We start from the raw sequence: 22,434 nt of genomic DNA, 5'->3' as shown, positions 1-22,434 counted from the left end.
GGCTTGCCTTTAGTGGAGCTTGAATACCAGATAGTTCAGCTTGGAACTGACGCGCAGGAAGACCATCCGAACGATATGGAACATCTTCATGTGCGTGGTGTAGATGGCACCCGCGCCGACTGCCCCGACCGGAAGCATCTGGCCCTTCGATTCGTCGCGCAGGTCCAGCTTGACCGCGAATCGGTTCGGCACTGCTTCCGTGGCACCAGTGTTCGGGATCATTCCGCCCTGCGCGAACTGGCCTTGCGATTGTGCCCAGACGATCGAATCCACCTTTGCCTTGATGATTTCACCTGGATGCGTCGGCAGGTAGATCTCGGCAACGTCCCCCGCCTTGACGTTGTAAAGCTCGTTCTGCTTGTAGAAGGCGACCACCTCCTGCTCATCCTCCACGAAGCTGAATGCCGGTGAGAAGGGAAACGGGACCAGCATCGTGCCCACGCGCACCTGTAGGTTCACGACCTTGCCGTCTGCGGGCGCCCGGTACTCGGTTTGGCCAAGTTCCCATCGGGCGTTGTCGAGCATGACTTCAGTTTCCGCACGCTTGGCACGCGCCGTGGCGATGGCGGCGAATTCCCCCTGGCTCCTGGCCGACAGCTTCTGCCGCGCCTCGTCCTCGACAGCTTGCGCACTGACCAGTTCGCCTTCCAGCTCGTGCTGCCGGGCCAGGGCATCTTCCCGGTCGAACTTCGAACCGGCCCCTGCTGCAAGCAGGGCCTCATGTTCCTTGAGGCGCTGGCGGGCGAGCGACAGCTTGGCTTGCACCGTGGCAACCTTGCCGGCCGCACCGCGCACGGATTCGCTGAGTTGGCGCGCCGCTGCCTGCGCTTCAGCCAACCCGGCATCGTCCGCCATCAACCTGCCCTCGAGTTGTTTGACTGAGGCCTGATACGGCGTCGGGTCGATGCGCAGCAGGACATCGCCCTTGCTGTAGTGCCGGTTACCCTCGGCCGGAAGCTCGACAATACGCCCCCGCACTTGCGGCACCACCTGGAGGACCTTGCCAACCACCCTGACATCATGGGACGAAGGCGCCACCACGTTCAGCGTCAGGACCAGCAGCGTCAGGGCGACCACCGGAATCGTGACCACAACGACCATGGAAGTCGTGTTCCATGGTAGCCATTTGAACTTGAAGAAGACCAGCCAGACGGCCAGCGCGTAGATTGCAAGCAGCAGCGCATCCATTCAGCTCTGCTCCCCTGCGCCGGACGTGGCTCCGCGTGCCGGCGCCCGCAGGGACGCGACGTTCCCGGGACGGCCGATGGGGGCATGTCCCGCGCCTCGCGCCGCTTCATCTTCCGGCAGCTTGTCGGTGCCATAGGCCGCCCGGTAGAACACCGGCTTGGTGTGTGCCCAGAGCCAGGCCATCGGCCACAGCAGTCCGCCGAAGAAGAGCGAAAGCAGGCATAGCGCATGGATGGCTTCCCTTTGCGGATGCTGCTTCCGGTGGGCGACCTTATCCGGCCAGATATGCAGCATCCAGAACAGGTAGATGGCTGCAAGCGGCACGAATATCATCACCACCCAGGAGATGGCATTGGCGGCGCTCTCCAGGGCCTTTCCGCTGAGGAAGGAGGCGAACGCTGGTTCATGCATTACCAGCAGGCCAAGGCCCGCCAGCAGATATTGACGCAGTTTCATCGGGGAAATAGAGAGATCGGGCACCAGGGCCCGGTGTTTGACTTGCCAGGTACTCGGCTGCGTTGAGAACTACAGTGTGCTGGTCGCGGTAGTACCCGCCGATTCGCTGCGGCTGCTGCTGGCGGCGCTGTCCGGCATGCGCCCGGCTTGCCAGCCGGATTGTGCATCCGTCGGGCAGCTCCGGCACGGGCTGTCTGAAACCGGCCCGGAAGACGGTTCGCTTTTGCCGGCTGGCACATCGTCCGCGTACAGGAGGTTGTACTTGCTCTGGTCGGGATTGCTGGCGGCACGGCAGGCCGCAGATTGCAGGCCGGCGCCGGTACCTGAGCAGGCTTCCGGCTGCGCGACGGTGTCTCGCTGCCCGTGAGCGGGCAGGATCTGCGCGTACGATTGCGCGGCGCCGGCAATCAGCAGGGCCATGACAAGGTTGGGCACCCCACGACCGCGCGCGCCCGCGCCCGCTATCGAGACAGCCGAAAGGCAGTGCTTGATCATTCCTGTAGTTTCCTTCGAAGTGGATCAGATACCGTCGACGCAAACCGGCGCGGCCAGTCACATCTACGTGAATGTGCACACCTTATGCCGGTGGCGCAGGCGGGGCTATCAAAGAAATTAGAAAGTGAGGGCGCGTCGAATGGATGCGCCCCAAGCGTGGCCCGGTATTTCGAATTCCTTTGATAGCCGCCACGGCGAGGCCGGCTTACCCTGTGCGCCGTCATATGCCCTCCCAGGTGAATATCAGGTTCACCTGAATTGACTATCCAATGAATGCTGTTTCCTCGATTTCTGCATGTGTCATTGCCATTGCCACAGCAAGCGCCATCTCCGGATGCGCAATCCCTACCACTGAGACGTGGAGTCCGTTCCAGGAGCCCTGGCCGTGGACAAAGATCGTCACTGTCAATCAGACCGATCATGACGTGCTGGCATTACGCGCCGGCCCTTGCGAGACCGGACCCGCGTCGGGGCGCTCGCTGTCGGCGCCTTCTTTCTGCTTCCTTGGCACCAAGCCGGAGGGGCCCATCGCGATAACCTGGAGCGATGCCATAGCCGGCACGGAATCCCATGCCGCGTCCGAACGGGGCGAGCTACATGCTTCGACGGCACCCCTGCCACACCTGTGGCGGGAAGATCCTCACGCTGGCGAACCCATCGGCAACTTCCTCTGCGTAGTCTTGCGCAATGATGCGCGGGTAGATCTTGCCGTTACCGCCAGTGCAGAAGCCTGCGCCGTTCTCTAGGACGCCTCCGACGTGTTGCTTCCCGGGGTGGACCGGCTGACGCCAGCCCAGTCCACCTTCCGTGATCCTTACTGTACTGAATAACCGCGGCCCGCCATGCAGGCACGCCAGGCTTGCCAGTACGACGTCATGGCCCAGTCGTTGCTGGCCTGCGCCTGTGCGCTGATGGCTGCAGCCTGCCGGCGGTGCTGGCGATGGGCGACGCCACCAGCGACCGTGCCGACCGCCGCGCCCGCAGCAGCTCCCCTGCCCGCGTCACCGCCGATCGCACCCACCACTGCCCCGGCAGCCGCCCCACCCGCTGCGCCCCGTATCCTCTCGCCGCCAGGCAGGATGACCGGCGCTGGCGTGCTCGCTATTCGGGCCGGATCGACGCCGGTCTCCCGCCGGGCCCAGCCATAGCAGGCCCCATCGTCGTTGGCCTGCTGGTAGGCCGACTGTCCTCTCAGCGGATAGGCAATGGGCTTCAGCAAGGCCTGAGCCTGCGCCGTATTGGCCGCACCCGAGATCAGAACCAATGCCGTGCACGCGGCAAGAGCAAGACTTCTACGATTGCTCATGAACTCTCCTGAGGAGGTGCCATTCCGGGGCATTGCGCCATCTTTCCCCGGTGGCAGGGATTCGCGCCTCGGTGTGGCGGCAATCAGCGCTAGCCGAAGCGCCCGGCCGGGGCACAGAAAAAAATGCCCGCCGTACAGGCGGGCAAACCAAGGGCCTCGCAAGCGGGCAGTACCCAAGACGAGTGGTGCCTTAAGCAGGCATCCAGCCGTCCCCTCAATGCTGACCGCGCGCAGGAGCGTTCACAATCATAGAAGTTAGAAAGCCAGCGGACGGGAACCGCAGGCGGCCCGGTTCTCACCACGCCCGTGCTCGCATGCGCTCATCAGGCCTTGCATGATGAAGGCGGACTGCAGTTCGATCTCATCGTCCCAGCGTTTGGCTTCAGCCACATGGTTGTGCAGGTCAGCGCAGAGTTCGGACAGTCCTGAGCGCCCGACGACCCCGAGCGTCCCCGCGATACGATGCAGCAGCCGTTCCAGGTGGCGGATGTCTCGCGCTGCCCGGATCGCCTCGAATTCGTCCAGGTCCACCATGGTCTGCGCCAGGAACGCTTCGGCGTATTCTTCGGCGACCGACGGCAGTTCAGGGAGATCGTCATCGGTTAGCAGCACTGGCGCCGCCCCATCATCCGTGTGTAGCGGGTCGGCCCGCGCGGCAACAGCATCGAGCACCGAAGCCAGCGTCGCCAGCGACACCGGTTTCGTGAGATAGCCGGTAAACCCGCTTGCCAGCCCCTCGGTAACATCCTTCGGTCTCGCGCTCGCGCTTACGCCATAGACGGGTATCTCTAGCCCGCTCCGCCTGATTTCACGAAGCAGGTCGAATCCATTCATTACGGGCATGTCCACGTCCGTCAGCACTGCATGCACGCCCTGCTCCGACAACACTGCCAACGCCTCGTTGCCGTTGCCGGCTTCGATAACGCTCGCACCGAGCAGGTGAAGCTGGTCGCGCAGCAGTTTCCTGTTCAGCAGATTGTCTTCCGCGACCAACACGGAAAGGCCCGCGAACGGAGCTGCAGACTGATCGTGTATGGCAGCCCCGACATGGTCTTGAGCTAAAGTCGAAACTGGTGTACGGGCGGGGAATTTGAGGCGCGGAGTAGAGGGCGGTGGAGCTTTCCGCTGAGAATCTGATTGTCGAGATCGGAAACCAGCACAAGAAAGGTCCACCATGAGCAAGGATAAAGGGAAAGAAGCAGTCGGTCTATCGGAAATCGGGCTTGGGCTCGAGGAGCTGATCAGGCGCGGGGCTCGGCGGGTCATCCAGGAGGCGATTGAAGTGGAGCTGGCAGAGCTGCTTGAGCAGTTCAGTAATGTCAAGACGTTGAGCGGGCAGCGCGCCGTGGTTCGCAATGGCTACCTCCCGGAGCGCGAGGTGCTGACGGGGGCCGGCCCGATTGCCGTGAAGGTGCCCAAGGTGCGCGATCGGTCCGGGTCTGGCGTGAAGTTCAACTCGGCGATCGTGCCGCCGTATGTGAGGAAGTCGCCGCGGGTGAGTGCAGCGCTGCCCTGGCTGTATCTGAAGGGAGTATCGACAGGCGACATGAGCGAGGCGTTGTCGGTGCTGCTTGGTGAGGATGCCAAAGGGCTATCGGCCAACGTGGTGAGCCGATTGAAGGCGCAGTGGGCAGACGAGCATGCGAGCTGGAATCAGCGTGATCTGTCGGCGGCGCGCCATGTGTATTGGTGGGTGGACGGCATCCACACGGGTCTGCGTAGCGAGGGATCGGACGGGCAATGCCTGCTGGTCATCATCGGCGTTACGCCAGACGGCAGGAAGGAGCGCGTGGCGATCGGTGACGGCTATCGGGAATCGAAGGCATCGTGGGTGGAAGTACTGTTGGACCTGAAATCCCGCGGCCTGCAGGCTGGCCCGCTGGCGGCGGTCGGCGATGGCGCCATGGGATTCTGGGCTGCCCTGGAGGAGGTGTTCCCGGCCACGCGCGCCCAGCGTTGCTGGTTCCACAAGATGGGCAATGTCCTGAACGCCTTGCCCAAGTCCCAGCACGGCCGCGCCAAGGCAGATCTGCAGGCGATTTGGATGGCGGCCACCAGGGCAGATGCCTATGCTGCCTTCGATCGCTTTGCGACGATCTACGGCGCCAAGTACCCCAAGGCCACCGGCGTGCTCACCAAGGACCGAGACAGCCTGCTGACCTTCTACGACTTCCCGGCCGAGCACTGGCAGCACATCCGCACGACCAACGCGATTGAGTCGACCTTCGCGACCGTGCGTCACCGCACGACGCGCACGCGCAATTGCGTGTCACGAGCGACTTTCCTTGGCCTGGCCTTCAAGCTGATCGAGGAAGCCGAGAAAACATGGCGCCGCATCAAAGGTGCCGAACACATCGAACTGCTCTTGAAGGGCGTCCCCTTCAAGGACGGTGCCCCGGCGCAAGACAATCCGCCGGTTCAGCAGAAACTCGCCGCCTGACGACCGGCCACGATCAACCTTCATACACCAGATTTGACTTTATCTCCATGGTCTTCGTCGACATGCTTAGTCTCCGGAGCTATTTTGAGGACCGCCTGTGCAGCGGCATAGATACCGGCCAGGCTATAGGCAGACACCTCCCGGCTGCCATCCGGCCGTACGGTCGGGACGAGCGGGCCCAGTTGCTTGAGCCATATGATAGAGGCCGGCTTCCGCCACCACGCAATGACTTGGGCCGGATCCAGGGACTCGGTCACGAGCAGGCAGTCGAATCTGTCCCCGTCAATGGGCTCGTCGATGCTGGACCGGGAAGATGGCTGGCATGATCCCCAGTCGAAATGGTTCAGCATTCCTTCGAGGCACTCTGGCTCACGGGAGAGGACCAGCGCGCGGTGCGGCGCCAAGCGCCATTGCGCCGGGGTCTGGTGCCCACCCGGCGTGCTGAGCGGCAGGCGAAACGTGACGCGCGTGCCAACGCCTAGTACGCTGTCCAGCGTGATATGTCCGTTCATCCGCTCCACCAGTCGCAGGCAGATTGACAGTCCAAGCCCGGTCCCGCCGGCCTGCGCGAGACGATTGTTGCCGACCTGGGAGAATGGCTGGAAGAGCCGTTCCTTGTACGCCTCCGGTATGCCAACGCCGGTATCGGTGATGACGATCTCAAGGTTTGCATCCACCCACTGCGCGCGCAGGACAATCTTCCCCGCCTCGGTGAACTTGAACGCGTTGCCAAGCAGGTTGTTGATGATCTGGGTCAGGCGCACCGGGTCAAGATTGAGCCGCGCCGGAATCTCCTTGCCATATACCGCGAAGAAGCTCAGCCCACGCCGCGCCGCAAGCGGCGCGTGCGAGATCGCAATGCGACCGAGGAGTTCCGTGACGACGACGGGCTCCTCCGCCAGGCGCATCGCTCCCACGTCGAGCTTCGAAAAATCGAGCACGTCGTTAACGATCTGCAGCAACCCTTCGGCCGACACCTGCATGGCGCTTACCCGCGCCCGCTGCTCCGGCTCCAGCGTACCGAGGGCCACGAGTTCCATGTTTCCCAGCAGCGAGGAAAGCGGCGTCCGTATCTCGTGGCTCATCGACGCAAATAACGCCACCTTGGCCTTGGCCGCAGCCTCGCTGGCGAGTCTCGCTTCGTGCAATAGCTGCTGTGCGCGTGCCGCCTCGGCATAGGTGCCGGTCAGGAAGCGATAGTTCCAGTAGCGATACATCGCAAACAGCAAGGCGAGAAGCGCAGCGGTCATCAGGCCGGTAACAAGCAGTTCCTCCCGCATTTCCCGGAACTGCTGCCCTAGCGGCAGCGCGAAGACAAGGTGGCCGAAATCCGCAACGAGCGGCGGGCGCCGAAGGGCCCACCCATAGTCCTGGACCCAATGAAACAGCCCCTCCGGAAGTCTCTCCAGTCTGGCGTCCAGGCGCCGTGCGTTGGCCCCTTCAGCTGAAGCAACCAGGGGCGTGCCAAGGCGATCGACGACAATTGGCTCCGGGATCGACAAGTTCGGCCAAGCTGGCCGAAGCAAGTCTTGCAGCGGGATCCGCGTCAAGACGATGGCGTAGAGTGCGTCGCCTTTCGCGACCAGCGATGCGCCAATCATCTCCGGACTCCTTCCGGCCGCATTCGCCGGGATGCCCAGCCATACGACGCGCTTCTCCCGTGCTGCCTGCAAGAGATCCATGTCGCGGCTCTGGAACCGTTCAAGAATCATCGTGGTGATGCTTGACGACGACAGCGGCGGAAGGGTCGCACCCACGCCGGATCCCGATGCGTCAGGCGCTTCATACCGATACGTCGCCCCGTTCGCAATCGAGATCATCTCGATCGAAGGCTTCTGGCTTGCGGCAGTCAGCGTCCGGACAGCCTGGTCGCAACTCTGCTCCAACACGGGATCGGGAGGCGCGGACGGAGACACCTGCGTGCATAGACTGCCGGCATGCCCGCGCTGCGCCACGGGGACTTTGCCATTGCTGCGCATCTCAAGGATCAAGTTCGTCGCCGTCAGGGTGCTGCGGCGTTCGAGCACTGCATCGACTACGCCTTGCTCGTACAGGCGCACGACCTGCTCCTGGGCACGCAGGGATCCATTCAGGCGGGCAAGCATGGCTGCCGAAGCGATCGCGATGGCGACCAGCCCCAGCAGCAGGACCACCATCGAGAACACACGGCGCTCCCGCTGCAGATTCCGCTCAACCGAGTGGTCGGCGTGTAGTGGCGGTTGCTGCGAGCGCTCGCGTTCGTCCTGCATCAGGTAAGACCGTTGTCGCGTGCGTACGTGACAAGGTCCGCATTACTGGTGATATTCAGCTTGCGCATTGCCGAGCGCTTCTGCGTCGCGACGGTAGCGAGCGATCGATGGAGATATCCCGCGATTTCCGTGAGAGTGCTGCCAGTCGCGAACATCCGCACAACTTCGATCTCCCGCGGGGACAGCGGGCTTGCCGTGCCGTTGACCAACGCCCCCGTGCTTGACATCCTGGCCGCTATGCCCGGTGACAGGCGCTGACCAGTACCAGTCATTGCATCGACACAGATTTGCCTCAGGATGCCCGGCTCCTCGTTTTTCCCGACGATTCCCTCTACGCCCGTCTCCTTGATGCGCGTGAGCAGTCCGCCATTGGTCAACATTGTGAAGACCACGATCGGCGTATTTGGGGAAGACTGCCTGAGCCGGTGGATCAGTCGAAGGCCGTCTTCATTGCCCTCGGAACGCTCCATCGTGAAATCCGTGACGATGAGGTCAGGTTGTTGCGTTTGTAGTGCCGAAAAGAGCTCTTTTCCTGACGAGCACGTTGCGGAAATCCGGACATTCGGAATCTCGCTCAAGGTGGCCTTGACTGCGAGCTGAATTACCGGGTGATCGTCTGCGATAACGACGGAGATGATAGGTGGCGGCATGCGCGTTAACTCAGACCGGCGGCACGCTTAGATGGATCTGGGCGGCGTGACCTGCCGGCGGAACTGGCTGCATAGGGCACCGGATTCTACCAAGGGGCACTCGCCTTCATTTGACAAAGCGAGACATATACTTGGCTGATCGTCCCACGCAGGCCGGGGCGCCGCCGTTAGCGCAGCAGGAGGGTTGGCTCCAGCCAATCTTCGCCGGCCTGACCGCGATAGCAGCTAGCGACCCACTCCTCCCCTTCACGCCACCTTTCCCCCCAGTCCATCGCCAACGCCCGACGAGGGACACTCGAATCTACGCTTCAGACTTTGGCGCGGACCTCCCTGGACCACCGTCTTCGTCACGAAAAGCTGGCGACAAATGAGTGGACGGATGTCGAACCTGGTCCGTACGGCGCGGCTGATGTCACTGGCACTGACATCAGCCCGCGCAAAGCGAACGCGCCCAGCGTCAGCGCCGTTGCTGCCGTTTCGACAGGTTGGCCTAGGTGGTCGTCACACTCCTGCAGCCGTATTTACAGCCCGATAATTATTAAACCCACTTACGGGATGTTGTATTAGCGCTGCGGGCTGCTCGTGTCCTCTCGCGCTAGCTATTGATGGCTTCGCATCTACCACCTTGATCGTGACCGGCCGCGGTCGAAGCAACGTCGTGCAGTATCCCCAGTCGCTCCAGAGGCCGCGTGGCGTAGCGAGACTTCACCAGTCAGAATGCAGTCGGCGACAGGTCCAAGCCGCCGCTCGAATCGATCGAAATGCGATAACGGACCGTCGAGGCTGGAGTGAGTTTTACCTCCCTCTCCTTCAACCCGCCAGGACACATTGTCGACGTCTGAGCGCCAAGAATGATCGCCCCCGGCTTGGCGTAGAATCGAGCTACCTCACCCGATCTGAGTCGGCCCACTTCTTTCCCGTCAACGGATACGACTGTATCGCAAGCGCTGCCGTAGAGGCCTTCATCCCGGGTCACGACTAACGTCGCAAACTCGCCGGACGGCGGCGTTTGCAATCCGCTAAGTCTCTCTGAAGGTGCTGGTGCCGCCTTGCTCGCCGCTATGGGCGTAGTCGAGCATGCCGACGAAAGCATTATCACCACGCAGACAGAAAGGACTGTTCTTCGGATTATCATGTGGCTCTCCTGAATGCTCCAACGCATTGAGTGTGCGGTCAAAGCCGATGGTGGATCGGTTTTCCCTCTTTCAACCTAAACCCGGCTATCCCGCCGGGCCCGTACGTACTTATCGCCGGTCTTCCCGGCCCACTTAGAACTTGTGCCGGACGCCTATGGCGACGCCGAACATGTTGCTCTGCCCGTTGCCGAGGACATAGCTGTTACCTAGCGACAGGCTGTTGGCAAAAACGGTCGCCAGCGATTCGAGCATCAACCCGGCGTTCTTGGCATAGGCCGTGGTCAGGTAGACGTCGGTGCGCTTGGAGAATGCATAGTTGGCCACGAAGGCGACCTGCCACGGATTGGCGACGTTGGTATTGCCGAACAGGCTCTTGACGTCATCGTAGTTGTATTCCAGCGTCAGCCCGATGGCCGGTGTGACCTGGTAGTTGGCCCCGATCCAGTAGAAGTCATCGCGCTGGATCAGGACATCGGCCGCGTTCTTGTTCTGGCCCCAGCGGTAGCCGCCCATGATCTTGGCAGGGCCGAACGCATAGCTGGCGCCTACCACGGCCTTCTTGATGGTGCCGGTGCCGGTGCCGATGGTGGGATTCCACTGGTCATAGCCGGCCGTCGCAGCGAACGGGCCGAACGTGTAAGCCAGTGCCCCGCCGTAGGCGGTGTCGCGTCGGAACTGCCCCGGGACTTCGCCATTGCCGCCGATCGGGATGGGGAACCCTACCGAGGCGGGCAGGGCCACTCCGGCGCCGAAGGACCAGTGCGCGAGGGCCGTCAGCCCCCCGAACTTCCCGGTGTACTTGATAGTGTTGTCCTCGCGGTAGTTGGGGCCGGACTGCATGACGACCGGCTCATACTGCGTGGCATAGCCGGTTGGAGAGAAGTTCGCCAAGGCCTCGAACATCGAGGTGTACTGCCGGCCCAGGCTGACTTGGCCGAAGCGGTCGCTCTGGACGCCCACGAACGCCTGGCGGCCGAACAGGCGACCGCTTTGCTGCGACAGGCCGGTATCGAGGCCGAAGCCGCTTTCCAGCACGAAGATAGCCTTAATGCCGCCGCCCAGGTCCTCGTTGCCGCGCAGGCCCCAGCGCGAGCCGGAAAGTCCGCCGGAGGTCAGTCGGTAGGCATCGTTGCCCGGTCCCGGGTTGAATCCGTTGGCGGCCGTCGGCACGACGCCCGCGTGGTTGACGTATTCGACGTTGGCATCGATCACGCCGTACAGCGTGACGCTTGACTGCGCAAGGGTTGCCAGCGGCCATCCCAGCAGAGTCGCCAGGGCCATGCGTTTCAGTGACATGCTGTTCTCCTCTCGTTCTCTTTTTTGCTTTGGGTGGTCCCAGCCACAACTTCATTCTTTGTATGCCTGACTTTGCAATGCTGCCGGGCAGCCTGTTCGAGCTTAGGAGCGCAATCCGTTCAGCGCCAGCAACCGACGACCGGAATCGCTCAGCAGTGTCGGCCAATTGCGACAGTCGCCGGCCAAGCGCCCTCAAAAGCCGGCTCCAACTGTTCTCGAACTTCACCTATGCTCTGAACTAGGGGTAATCAATATGAACGCGTCCTGTTTGCACCGGGTTTCGCTTGTTCAGACAGTGACAGGATGGGCCGCAGCTCTATATATTCGGCCCTCTTGCGGCCGGTATCGCCGTTCGACGTTTCACCCTGTAAGAACGCAAATCCTCACCGCTCAAATGGGCTTCACGCTGGTGTAATCGGCCTGCAACAAGATAAGGCTATCTCTGCAGAGCCCCTATCGGCGCGCGGAAGCCAGTCCAGCACCAAAGCCGTCTACGTGCCGCCGTCGTTCCCACTCGAGATTGCCTGACCATGAGCTTATTAGAAGTGAGTCCGATGCCGGCGTGCCAAGCCCGGAAAGCGCCATGGCGCATGGACCTTGCCGGCGTCGGAGGACAATTGACGCGAAGGGCAAGTGGCATGTGGCTGCTCAGCAACGAGTCGATGACCCGACGTTGTTCGACTAGACTGGCAGTTAGCCGCCATCAAAGTCCGCGGTGGGGAGGAGACATGGAAAGAACAGCTATTCTTGCTGGCGTCTTGACAGGAGTACTCGCCTATGTCGTTCTGCATCTCCGACGTAGATACCAGCTGTTTTTCCAGTCTCACCTTCTGCTCCACGGCCTCGTACTGACCCCGGTGGCTGGCAATCAGGTCAAGCTAGTCGGGTATCGAGAAGGGCGCGACATCAGCGGCGTCGTTCCAGCCGCAGACATCTTCTATAAGATTGAGTCGCATCCGAAGAAGAAGGTCAACCACTGGAATCCCGACCACATTTTTTCTGCTTGGGTGAACGACTGGGATGCGCCGCGATTCTCCGTTCAGTTGTATCGCAGTGGCGAAGTCATCTGGGCACGTGAGGTTCCCCGCTCCGAAGCGCTTCGTGTTCGCGAGGCTGTCGAGAGCCTGCGAAAGCGCGCCAGCGTCGCCCGTACCGGTGACAAGGAGTCGCATGTCCTTGACTTGCTTTGGATGGACCGGGGCTAGATTGTCATAACCGCCGGCACATATAGTGCGTGCGTGCGCCGAACCTGCGAAGGAAGTCCCTGGGCAACTGCATCTCCCTCACGATGCTGTCGACCGGGGCGAGCGTGAAGCCGTACCGAGCGAAGAATCCTGGATGGTCATTGGTCAAGACGGTCGCCTTGGTGCAGCCGTTCGCGCGCGCTCTCATCAGAAGCACGCTGACAATGTGAGTAGCAAGACGGTGTCCACGATAGGCAGGTAACACTGCGACCGTGTGAAGGACGAACGTTTGACCGTGCTGTTCGCCATAGGCGCATCCAACAACGCTATCCCCTACGACTGCAACATGGTGAAGCGGTGTTGCTTCACTGGACAAGGTCAGCGGCAGACCGCATGCCGCCAACACTTGTTCTACTGCCTCCAGGTCCTGTGTCTTTGCAGCACGAAGGCGGGTCCTTCCTATCATTATTGATTCTCACATCATGGTACCTCGCCACAACTGTGTCGCTCGCCAGGCGACGCGCCGTGAGCAGGCACATCGGAAGACGAGACTATGCACCTACATGATGGAAAAAGTCATCACCCAAGCGGTGGGCCAACCCCATCTCAGGCGTGCTGTTCCCTCCACACTGCAGTGATTTGATACAAAGAGCACGGGCGCTGCGGCGTTGGGCTCGGTTCGGCCATGGTCTCCGACGGAGTGTTGACTCGCATTTTGCGTCACCCCAGACCACTCCGGATTGCGCAAGCTCCCGGGCGAGGAACTCAGGTGTCGGCAAGGGGGTGTAGCGCCTGGGAGCAAGGCTGACATCGTTGCGCTGCCTCGACGATGCATAGAAAGTGTGCTGCCATGGATGCGAGAGTTCGAAGCGCAAGAAGCATGCGGTAAGCACAACGTTATCGCGCCTTGATGACGCGTCCGAGGTTGTCGTCGGTCAGGACGGCACGGCCGACTCACACTCTTCGAGACGCCCGCACGGCGGCTGACCGCCGCCGTCAGGGTCGGCGGCCAAATGGCCGGACTAGATGGCGTCAAGCAGGACGGCCTGTCCAGCGACAACCATCTTGGCCGGTTGGCCGCTGGAACGCCTCCTCCACTTCGGACCGAAAGGGGGCGACATGAGTCGGCCGCGTAAGCTAGCCCCAGGTCAGAACCAACCGCTGAACAAGGCGCGTCCTTGGCGGACGCGGTGACCATGGGTCGCGCCATAGACTGTGAAGCGCGCTGCGGTACTATCAAGCGTTGACCCTTGGCGAAGTCTAAGGGCCGAAATGTTCGCAGCTGGATCGCGTCACATTAAGTCATCCGTCCTTGAAGCGTTTTTCGGGGGTCACCGAATATCCCCGTGCCAGTCCAACTCGCACGCTACAACCTATGGGAGAAGAGCCATGGTCGCAGTCAAACACGACGATCTTTCTATGGCCTTCGACTTCGTCAGCTACGCGGCGCCGATGGAGCACAACGCCTATGTCTCGCTCGATACGGGCAAAGTCTATTGGACCTCTGATTCCAATGACACGTTCGACGAAGATATTCCTGACGACCTTGAAACTTCGGACCGATACCTTGCGATACCACATAAGAACGATCTTGGTCTTGGAAGAGCTCTCGCCTTGCGCTTTGTCGCACAAGAGCTGCCTGCATGTTACGACCAGGTCGAAGGAATTTTCCAAAGGCAAGGGGCTTACTCGCACTTCAAGGATTTGCTGCGGCGCGAAGGCGTTCTCGAAGTCTGGTATACGTTTGAAGCCGATTCTGTCGAAGGAGCGCTGAGACAATGGTGTGCCGAAAACGGGCTCGAGATTCTTGAGGCGTGACGGGCCGGTTAGTCAGGCCAAAATGTTTGGCCGCACAGGGGTTATCCTTCGGAAGTTCAGGCGCCGCCGTGACAAAGCAATCACCTAGCTCCGAGTCGGATCGGAACACGCCGGTCGCAATCGTCCACCGGAAAACTAAAGTCGTTCGATGACAAAGTTCCGACAGGATCGCCGCCCTTTCTCTTCCCTGAACACAAGAAGCATTGATGTCGTCGGTCGATCGACCAATGGCAGACCAATGACCGTATCGGGCGAGAGATGGACCGCTGTGGCCGGCAGCTAGAATGTGACTCATGCCGGAATACGCCGACGCATTGCCGTGTTTGAAACATGGTCCTGGCCATTGACTATGGACTGCAAGTGGGCATCCGGCGCAAGGCGGCGCAGCGAATCGTGCAGTCGGGTCGCACGCGCCTCTTCTGCGAGGCGCACCGGGCGCACACCGGCGCCCTCCTGCCCACCCTTTGCCCTGCGCTGATCAGCGCGCGCCCGCGGCGGATCAGGAAGTCTGCCAAGGAAACGCATCCTGCGCGTCATAGGCTGCCAGCGCATCCAGGTAGCGCTCGGCCCCCTGCCAGCGGTGCGCCGATAGCGAGACATCGATTGGCCACTGGCGGCGCCAGCGTCTCATGACGCGTTCTTGTGTGGCTTGCTGGGGCTGCTTGTTACCGACAACACATCCAGGTCGAAAAACGGGCTGTCCTTGGGCGGCGGCGGTAGTCCACCGCCCCAGCCGACGATGGCAAGCTTGATGTACTCCGCCATCTGCTCCTCGGAGACGTCCCTGGGTTGGTCGATCATGACGATATAGCGATGAGTGCTCATGGTTCGCACGCAGTTTTATGTAGCAAGGCCGGTCAAGGCGCCTGGTACCGCGATCAAGGAAGAGCCCACCCCGCTAAGGGCGACCCATACTAACAAGTGAGGTGTAGGACCGCATTGGCGTCGCGGGGTTGTTCCTCCAGCTTCGCGATGGCTTCGGCGGTCGGCAGGATGACAAGCTCGACGTGGCGATGCCGCGCTTCTTGCTTCACTTCGTCCATCACTGGCAAGGCTCCGGTACCGGTACCGATCACCAGCCGGCTGCAGTTCCAGGGGATGTCCTCCTTGATCGACAGCGGTGTGTGGCCGAAGGCCTCGCGGAACGCCTTCGACGGCTTCTTCCTGCGCTTGCGGACTATTCCGTGGTCGATTACTACGTCATGCTCATAAGTCACGCCATCAATGCAGATGGATCCAAAAGAAAAGGCTTCGTAGCGCATATGTACCTCCGCAGGAACATTGGCAGCGGACTCCGAAAATGTTGATGCTTGATTCATTAGAGTCAATGGACGGCCATCGGTAAAGCCCCTCGGATGTACTCGCGCAGCCACTGATGGGGCGGGTCGCGAACGGATCGGTCGGTCCAAAGCATCGCCATCTCGCATTTTGATAAGAAGGACTATCGAACTCATGCTGACTGCGCACGACCCCGACCTGGCTGCGGCGTTGGAGCGTCATGTAAAGGTCCTTGCCGGAGACATTGGCGAACGCAACGTGTTTCGGCCGGACGCGCTGCATGCCGCAGCGAACTATATCGCACAGGAATGGGCCAAGCGTGGCTGTGCGGTGACGCGTCAGGATTATCAGGTACGAGGCGTCCCCTGCGCCAACATCGAGGTTGCGCTCGCAGGCTGCGTTCAGGCTGACGAAATCATTGTGCTGGGCGCGCATTACGACACTGTGCGGAACAGCCCAGGGGCTGATGACAACGCCAGTGGGGTCGCCGCGCTGCTCGAGATCGTGGGTCTGCTTCAGGCCCTCTCGCACCGACACACTGTGCGCTGCGTTGCGTTCGTGAACGAGGAAGCACCATTCTTCTTCCGCGAGGACATGGGCAGCCTGAGGTATGCAAGAGCCGCGCGGCTGCGCGGGGACCGCATTCAGGTGATGCTTTCGCTCGAGATGCTGGGTTACTACCGCGACGAACCTGGCACCCAAAGCTATCCGCCTCTGCTACGTTACTTCTATCCAGTGCGTGGCAACTTTATCGCCTTCGTTTCCAATCTTCGCTCGTGGCGTCGACTGCGAGGGGTGGTCAAGGCGTTCCAGACCTCATCCAGTTTTCCGCTCGAAGCAGCGGCGCTGCCGTGGTGGGTACCCGGGGTTGCCTTGAGCGATCACTCCTCCTTCTGGCGCCACGGCTATCCGGCCATCATGGTGACGGACACCGCCTATCTGCGCAATCCGAACTACCATACCGCGCACGATGTCCCCACCACACTCGACTATGGTCGCATGGCCGCGGTGACGCACGGGTTGGCCGCGAGCGTCGCGTCGCTGTGACCAAGGGGAACGAGTCCTAAGAAGGCGTAGGGGCCGAAGGTCTGCATCAGTAGCCACAGGCTCCTTTCGCGGGCAGATGCGAGAAGCATGTTAGAAGAACAGGCCAATCGCGCGCCTGCGAGCGCCGCGCCAGGCAGAGATCAAGGAGCCAGTACGCCTTCCGGGCCTTTTTGTAGCACCAGAAATTTTCGCAAAGCATGAGCCGGAACGCGAATCATCAGTCGCCTTCCGGCCACAAAGGGACCTTCGCTGATGCTCTCTAAATGTCCGCAGTCTGCCCGCCCCTCCTGCCTTCGCAGCAGGGGGGCATACGCATTACATCGCCGCAGCAAAGATTGCCATGACTTGCGCCAGCGTGGCCTTGCGCGGATTCGTCAGCATGCAAGCATCCTTTTGCGCATTGCTTGCCATCACTTCATGGTCGTCCGTCTTGACGCCCAGGCCCGCCAGACCCGCCGGAATGCCAATCGACGCGGAAAGGGTCCGGATCGCCGAGACGGCAGCGTTGGCGGCGTCATGCGTGCTCAAGCCCCCAATTTTCTCGCCTAGCAGTTCGGCGATTCTCGCGTAACGCTCCGGCGCGGCAATGAGGTTGAATTCCGACACGTGCGGCAGCAGGATCGCGTTGCACACGCCGTGGGGCAAATTGTAGAAGCCGCCGAGTTGATGGGCCATCGCGTGCACGTAACCGAGTGATGCGTTGTTGAAGGCCATGCCGGCAAGGTATTGGGCGTAGCACATGGCCGCGCGTGCCTCCATCGAGTCCCCGTTCGCGACAGCTTTGGGCAGCCATTCGGCGATCAGAGCGATCGCCTTTTCCGCACAGGCATCGGTAATTGGCGTGGCGGCGGTGGAAACGTATGCCTCGATGGCGTGAGTCAACGCGTCCATGCCGGTCGCCGCCGTCAAGGCGGGCGGCATCGCGACCATCAGGCTCGGATCGTCGATGGCGATCAACGGCGTGCAACGCCAGTCGACGATTGCCATCTTCACGTGATTGCTCGAATTGGTGATGATGCAAAAGCGTGTCATTTCCGCAGCAGTGCCAGCGGTCGTGTTGATCGAAATCAGCGGCGTCATTGGCACCGTTGATTTGTCGATGCCTTCGTAGTCGCGGATATGTCCGCCTCCGGCGGTAACGAGGCCGATGCCTTTCGCGCAGTCGTGCGATGAGCCGCCGCCGAGCGAAACGATGAAGTCGCATTCTTCCCGCTCGAACAACCTTACGCCGTCGTGAACATTAACGTCGGTGGGATTGGGCTCGGCACCCGGAAAGATGACGGCCTGGAGCCCGGCTTCGCGAATGTGCCCCGCGACGACCTCGGAGAGCCCCATCTTGTACAAGCCGGCATCCGTGACGATGAGAGCCTTCCTGGCCCCGAGTGATTTGGCGCGAGCGCCCGTTTCGCGCGCGCAGCCCGGACCGAAGAGGCTCACGCAGGGAATGAAGAAGCTGTCGACGCGATTAGCGATGTTCAGGTGGGTCATGTCGTCTCCAAGGTTGTAATGAATATGAGGTCTCCTGTCCTCGCAAGCCTTGACGCATGAACCGTACCCGTGTCTGGCGACGTCTTTTTCAGACGCTGTCCATCAGATGCACCTCGTGGAGTGTTGTAATTTGAATCGATGTGTTCAGTTTTGGAGCGACTGGGCGTATCCGACAAACGGCTGGATCGGCCGAACTTCTGTCGTTCGCAGAGCAGTGTGCGAATGACCGTGAGGGGTTGGTCAGAGACGGCCGCGCCGGCCAGGAGCCGTCATTCACCGCTATGTTCGCTGGCCCCGCAGCCGGAACGCCCGGTGCGCCCAGGGGCTGCCTTGCTTTGTGGCCGGTGGGCGCCGCAAAGCGCAAGCGGCTCTTCACGCGTGCGGCCAGAAAAGAGACAGCCCTGCACGTCCGGTCGGCTATCATGCCAATCCTCTCCGAAATAGCTCCCTATGATTTCCGTCCGTAATGTCACGCTGCGTCGCGGCGTCAATGTCGTACTCGACCGCGCATCCGTCACCTTCAACCCCGGCGAAAAGATTGGTCTTGTCGGCCGCAATGGCGCCGGCAAGTCGTCCTTCTTCGGCCTTCTCAACGGCACGCTGCACGAAGACAGCGGCGAGTTCTCGATTCCCGCTGCATGGAAGATGGGCCAGGTCGCGCAGGAGATGCCGGAGACCGAGCAGAGCGCGACCGACTTCGTAGTCGAGGGTGACACCGTGCTGTTGGCCGCGCAGGCCGAAGTAGCCGCCGCCGAGGCCAGCGACGACGGCATGCGCATGGCGCACGCTTACATGGCCCTGCACGACGCTGGTGCGCACGATGCCCCCGCACGTGCCCAAGCGCTGATCCTGGGCCTTGGCTTCAGTGCTGCGCAGCTTAGCCAGCCAGTCAACAGTTTCTCCGGCGGCTGGCGCATGCGACTGCAACTGGCGCGCGCGCTCATGTGCCCGTCCGACCTTCTGCTGCTCGACGAGCCGACCAATCACCTCGACCTCGACGCGCTGGTCTGGCTGGAAGCCTGGCTCAAGCGCTATCAAGGAACCCTGGTAGTGATCAGCCACGACCGCGAATTCCTCGACGCGGTGACGCAGGTGACGATGCACGTCGACAACGCCAAGCTCGTGCGTTATGGCGGCAACTACAGCAAGTTCGAAGACATGCGCGCTGAGCAGCTCGTATTGCAGCAGGCCGCGATGGCCAAGCAGGCGGACAAGATCGCCCACCTGCAGAAATTCATCGACCGTTTCAAGGCCAAGGCCTCGAAGGCGAAGCAGGCGCAGAGCCGGGTCAAGGCGCTCGAACGCATGGAGAAGATCGCACCGGTACTTGCCGACGCAGAGTTCAACTTCGAGTTCAAGGAGCCGCTCAACGTCCCGAACCCGCTGTTGTCGATGCTGGACGCGAGCTTCGGCTACCCGGCGCCGACCGGCGCACTGCCGGGCACGCCGCCCACGGTCATCGTGCGGGGCATCAACCGTTCCGTGCTAGCCGGGCAGCGCATCGGCATTCTCGGTGCCAACGGCCAAGGCAAGTCCACGCTGGTGAAGACGGTGGCGCACGCGCTGGCGCCGATTGCCGGCGAAATCAGCGAAGGCAAAGGCCTGAATATCGGCTACTTCGCACAGCAGGAACTCGACGTGCTGCGCCCGCTCGATACGCCGATGGAACACATGATCCGCCTTGCCAAGGACACGCCGGCTCACATGCGCGCCCCCGGCCAGAGTGGAACCGAACAATCCCTTCGCACCTTCCTCGGCACCTTCAACTTCAGTGGCGACATGGTCCATCAGGCGGTTAGCACGATGAGCGGCGGCGAAAAAGCGCGGCTCGTGTTGTGCATGATCGTGTGGCAGCGCCCCAACCTGCTGCTGCTCGACGAGCCTACCAACCACCTCGACCTGGCCACACGCGAAGCGCTAGGCATGGCGCTCAACGAATTCGACGGCACAGTGATGCTGGTCAGTCACGACCGGGCCCTGCTGCGCGCCGTATGTGACGAGTTCTGGCTGGTCACCAAGGGCGGCGTCGAGCCCTTCGACGGCGATCTGGACGATTACCAGCAGTTCCTGCGCGACGAAGCCCGTCGCATGCGCGAGCAGCCTGCAGCAGAGTAGAAGGTCATCGCCTGAAACGGTGAGAACCAGGCGTGAGCTTTACACATTTCGCCAGCCTTCGTGTGCCGGATAACATACATTCCCACCGGTTGCGCGGCTGAGGCATTTTGGGTGGGTGCAGCTTCCCGAACACCCGGAAGCCGGCGTCGAACAACATGTCCGGGGCGGACTGGTGCAGATCGATGGCAGCGATCACGCCTGATTCCATGCGCTAGAGCTAGATGAAGCGGATCGCGCAACTGATGGGCGCCGCGACCGACGGCTCGCTCGCCTCGCTTCCGCGGAATAAGTAGCGCATCGCGCTCGCACGCACCCGACCAACCGTATCTGCGGTCCCGCGCTCCCGTTACTATGCTGCTAGTCACCACCGACCGGCACGGGAGCGAGCTTGGCCAACCCGGATCTTCTCGATAGCGACCAAATGACCGCGCACGTCGTCGCTGCACAAGCAAGCCCGTGCGACGAACTCGTCATCCGCACCCAGCCCACCGCGGTCGACCGCCCGTGCCAGCGCAAGCGTCTAGCACTCGCCGCGACGATCCTCGGCTCAAGCATGGCGTTCATCGACGGCTCCGTCGTCAATGTCGCGCTACCCGCCATTCAGAGCGAACTCGGCGCGAGCGTCGCGGCAATGCAGTGGATCGTTAACGCCTACCTGCTCTTTCTCGGGTCCCTCGTGCTGGTGGGCGGATCGATGGGCGACAAGCTCGGCCGCCGCACGGTGTTCATTGCGGGCATCGGGGTCTTCACGCTGGCGTCGGCCGCTTGCGGGTTCGCGCCGGACGCGAATTCGCTGATCGCCGCGCGCGCAGTGCAGGGCATTGGTGCAGCACTCTTCATACCCAGTAGTCTCGCGATCATCGGCGCCGTGTACGAAGGCGAAGCGCGCGGACGGGCAATCGGCACTTGGGCGGCCGTCGGGGCGATCACGTCCGCGGCGGCGCCGGTGGCGGGCGGCTGGCTCGTCGACGTGTTGTCCTGGCGCGCGATATTCTTCCTCAACGTCCCGCTTGCAGCGGTGACGGTCGCGCTCGCGATTTCGTCGGTGCCGAACAGCCACAAGCTCGATGCGCCTCAACGGTTGGACTGGCCCGGCGCGCTTAGCGTCGCAGCGGGGCTCGCTGCCCTCACCTATGGTCTGACCGAGGCGTCTTCGCGCGGTTTCGCAGATCCGCTTGTACTGTGCGCGATCGGCGCCGGCGCGTTCGTGCTGGTCGCATTCGTGATGATCGAAGCGAACAGCCGTCACCCCATGATGCCGCTCGACGTGTTCCGCTCGCGCGATTTCACCGGCGCCAACCTCGTCACACTGCTGCTCTACTTCGGTCTGAGCGGCGCACTGTTCTTCCTGCCGTTCACGCTGATCCGCGCACATGCCTACACCGCAACCGAAGCGGGTGCGGCGGTGCTACCGGTGCCGGTCATCATCGGCTTGCTGTCGCGCTTCACCGGCGGCCTGACGAGCCGCTTCGGTTCGCGGATCCTGTTGAGTGCTGGCCCGGGCGTCGCCGGAATCGGGTTCGTGATGCTGGCGTTTCCGTTTGTGCGCGGCAGCTATTGGGCCGGATTTTTCCCTGCGCTCACCGTGCTCGGGCTTGGCATGACGATCACCGTTGCGCCACTCACGACGATTGTGATGGGCTCGGTACCGGGCGACCACGCAGGCGTTGCATCCGGCATCAACAATGCGGTTGCACGTGTGGCGAGCCTGCTGGCGATTGCGGTGCTCGGCATCGTGTTCGTGTGGTCGCACCAAGCGGCGCTTTCGGCGCGGCTCGATGAACTGGACGTTCCTAGGGACGCACGCCGGACCGGGCAGTTGCTGGAGCCGGGCGCGCAAGCCGGGGCGGCAGCGGGCGACGCCCATTTGCCGACTCAGACACCCGTGGCGCAGGCGGAAGCCGAAGCTATCACCGACGCGCTGCGCGCCGTTGCGCTGGTGTCCGCTGTGTGCGCGTTCGTCGGAGCGGGTCTCGCGGTGGCGACCATCCAACCCCGCAGGTGATATGCCTCGTGTCGCTGGACGCGTCCGTTGCCTATCGGCGCCCTCCCCTCAACTAGCCGAAGTCGGCCAGCCTCAGCCGCTCATGGCGCAGCGCTTGAATGGCCGATCACCGGTCAATGCGGGCCCTAGCGACTACGTTATAGCCCTGAGGTGCCTCCCCGGATACAGCTTCCGCACCAGCGCTAGCGCTCGTCACGTACGCCTGGCACCGTTAATATCAATCTCGACGGCGCGATCGTCGACGCGCCCGACCTCTCCTTCGCCTCGCTCTGAACCCGGAGAA

The 22,434-nt window shown here is 62.0% G+C and carries 18 protein-coding genes and 1 pseudogene; 6 read left to right on the top strand and 13 right to left on the bottom strand.

From position 1 onward, the window contains the following. Window positions 1–9 precede the first annotated feature (9 nt). The 5 genes from AC10V3_RS37720 to AC10V3_RS37700 all read right to left on the bottom strand — a co-directional run bounded on the left by AC10V3_RS37720 (window position 10) and on the right by AC10V3_RS37700 (window position 4,441). Window positions 10–1,188 carry an HlyD family secretion protein gene (locus AC10V3_RS37720; protein ID WP_022540111.1) on the bottom strand — a complete coding sequence of 393 codons (1,179 nt, stop codon included), beginning with the start codon at window positions 1,186–1,188 and terminating at the stop codon, window positions 10–12. Further along, the gene (locus AC10V3_RS37715) at window positions 1,189–1,644 is read right to left on the bottom strand and encodes a DUF3302 domain-containing protein (RefSeq protein ID WP_022540110.1); all 456 of its coding nucleotides are present in this window, start codon (window positions 1,642–1,644) and stop codon (window positions 1,189–1,191) included. Between the two features lie 69 nt (window positions 1,645–1,713). Further along, complete coding sequence (locus AC10V3_RS37710; protein ID WP_022540109.1) at window positions 1,714–2,139, bottom strand: hypothetical protein; 426 nt, start codon at window positions 2,137–2,139, stop codon at window positions 1,714–1,716. Window positions 2,140–2,953: 814 nt separating this feature from the next. After that, a complete protein-coding gene (locus tag AC10V3_RS37705; protein ID WP_022540108.1) occupies window positions 2,954–3,445 on the bottom strand; it encodes a glycine zipper family protein in 492 nt (163 codons plus the stop codon). 255 nt (window positions 3,446–3,700) lie between these two features. Continuing rightward, entirely contained in the window at window positions 3,701–4,441 is a 741-nt protein-coding gene (locus AC10V3_RS37700; protein WP_490924329.1) for an Hpt domain-containing response regulator, read from the bottom strand. A gap of 178 nt (window positions 4,442–4,619) precedes the next feature. Between AC10V3_RS37700 and AC10V3_RS37695 the strand changes: the two genes are divergently transcribed. Further along, on the top strand, window positions 4,620–5,885 hold the full coding sequence (locus AC10V3_RS37695) for an IS256 family transposase (protein ID WP_022540107.1): 1,266 nt from the start codon (window positions 4,620–4,622) through the stop codon (window positions 5,883–5,885). Between the two features lie 50 nt (window positions 5,886–5,935). On the opposite strand, the pseudogene AC10V3_RS37690 reads toward AC10V3_RS37695, so the two are convergent. The 3 genes and pseudogenes from AC10V3_RS37690 to AC10V3_RS37680 form a co-directional block, all read right to left on the bottom strand. Further along, window positions 5,936–8,134 (bottom strand): annotated as a pseudogene (locus AC10V3_RS37690) (sensor histidine kinase); the annotation flags it as partial. Then, the gene (locus tag AC10V3_RS37685) at window positions 8,134–8,784 is read right to left on the bottom strand and encodes a response regulator (RefSeq protein ID WP_349608278.1); all 651 of its coding nucleotides are present in this window, start codon (window positions 8,782–8,784) and stop codon (window positions 8,134–8,136) included. The pseudogene AC10V3_RS37690 and the gene AC10V3_RS37685, both read right to left, overlap by 1 nt. Window positions 8,785–10,052: 1,268 nt before the next feature. Continuing rightward, window positions 10,053–11,216: a porin gene (locus tag AC10V3_RS37680; protein WP_349608276.1), complete on the bottom strand. Its 1,164-nt coding sequence runs from the start codon at window positions 11,214–11,216 to the stop codon at window positions 10,053–10,055. A gap of 728 nt (window positions 11,217–11,944) precedes the next feature. On the opposite strand from AC10V3_RS37680, the gene AC10V3_RS37675 reads away from it, so the two are divergent. Continuing rightward, window positions 11,945–12,421, top strand: a complete 477-nt coding sequence (locus AC10V3_RS37675; protein WP_349608274.1) for a hypothetical protein — start codon at window positions 11,945–11,947, stop codon at window positions 12,419–12,421. Window positions 12,422–12,425: 4 nt separating this feature from the next. Here AC10V3_RS37675 and AC10V3_RS37670 read toward each other — a convergent pair whose 3' ends face one another. Further along, the gene (locus AC10V3_RS37670) at window positions 12,426–12,866 is read right to left on the bottom strand and encodes a GNAT family N-acetyltransferase (protein WP_349608273.1); all 441 of its coding nucleotides are present in this window, start codon (window positions 12,864–12,866) and stop codon (window positions 12,426–12,428) included. A 923-nt stretch (window positions 12,867–13,789) separates the two neighbouring features. Between AC10V3_RS37670 and AC10V3_RS37665 the strand changes: the two genes are divergently transcribed. Next, window positions 13,790–14,218: a hypothetical protein gene (locus AC10V3_RS37665; RefSeq protein ID WP_454753746.1), complete on the top strand. Its 429-nt coding sequence runs from the start codon at window positions 13,790–13,792 to the stop codon at window positions 14,216–14,218. Window positions 14,219–14,717: 499 nt separating this feature from the next. On the opposite strand, the gene AC10V3_RS37660 is transcribed toward AC10V3_RS37665, so the two are convergent. The 3 genes from AC10V3_RS37660 to AC10V3_RS37650 all read right to left on the bottom strand — a co-directional run bounded on the left by AC10V3_RS37660 (window position 14,718) and on the right by AC10V3_RS37650 (window position 15,480). Then, window positions 14,718–14,849 (bottom strand): hypothetical protein, encoded by a 132-nt coding sequence (locus AC10V3_RS37660; protein WP_349608270.1) that lies wholly within the window; start codon window positions 14,847–14,849, stop codon window positions 14,718–14,720. Then, window positions 14,846–15,043 carry a hypothetical protein gene (locus AC10V3_RS37655; protein ID WP_349608268.1) on the bottom strand — a complete coding sequence of 66 codons (198 nt, stop codon included), beginning with the start codon at window positions 15,041–15,043 and terminating at the stop codon, window positions 14,846–14,848. Before AC10V3_RS37655 ends, AC10V3_RS37660 begins: the two co-directional genes overlap by 4 nt. A gap of 89 nt (window positions 15,044–15,132) precedes the next feature. Further along, window positions 15,133–15,480, bottom strand: a complete 348-nt coding sequence (locus tag AC10V3_RS37650; RefSeq protein WP_349608266.1) for an MTH938/NDUFAF3 family protein — start codon at window positions 15,478–15,480, stop codon at window positions 15,133–15,135. A 190-nt stretch (window positions 15,481–15,670) separates the two neighbouring features. Here AC10V3_RS37650 and AC10V3_RS37645 point away from each other — a divergent pair, with 190 nt between their 5' ends. Continuing rightward, window positions 15,671–16,543, top strand: a complete 873-nt coding sequence (locus tag AC10V3_RS37645) for a M28 family peptidase (protein ID WP_349608264.1) — start codon at window positions 15,671–15,673, stop codon at window positions 16,541–16,543. A gap of 315 nt (window positions 16,544–16,858) precedes the next feature. Here AC10V3_RS37645 and mdh read toward each other — a convergent pair whose 3' ends face one another. Then, entirely contained in the window at window positions 16,859–18,031 is a 1,173-nt protein-coding gene (gene mdh / locus AC10V3_RS37640) for an iron-dependent methanol dehydrogenase (RefSeq protein WP_349608262.1), read from the bottom strand. A 450-nt stretch (window positions 18,032–18,481) separates the two neighbouring features. Here mdh and AC10V3_RS37635 point away from each other — a divergent pair, with 450 nt between their 5' ends. Next, window positions 18,482–20,146, top strand: coding sequence for an ABC-F family ATP-binding cassette domain-containing protein (locus tag AC10V3_RS37635; RefSeq protein ID WP_349608260.1), 1,665 nt, complete (start codon window positions 18,482–18,484; stop codon window positions 20,144–20,146). Between the two features lie 421 nt (window positions 20,147–20,567). After that, window positions 20,568–22,151, top strand: coding sequence for an MFS transporter (locus AC10V3_RS37630; RefSeq protein ID WP_349608298.1), 1,584 nt, complete (start codon window positions 20,568–20,570; stop codon window positions 22,149–22,151). Window positions 22,152–22,434: the final 283 nt, after the last annotated feature.

The organism is Cupriavidus sp. PB-02 (assembly GCF_058252315.1).
Note: the sequence above shows the minus strand (reverse complement) of the source record. Positions and strands in the feature narration are given on the sequence as shown.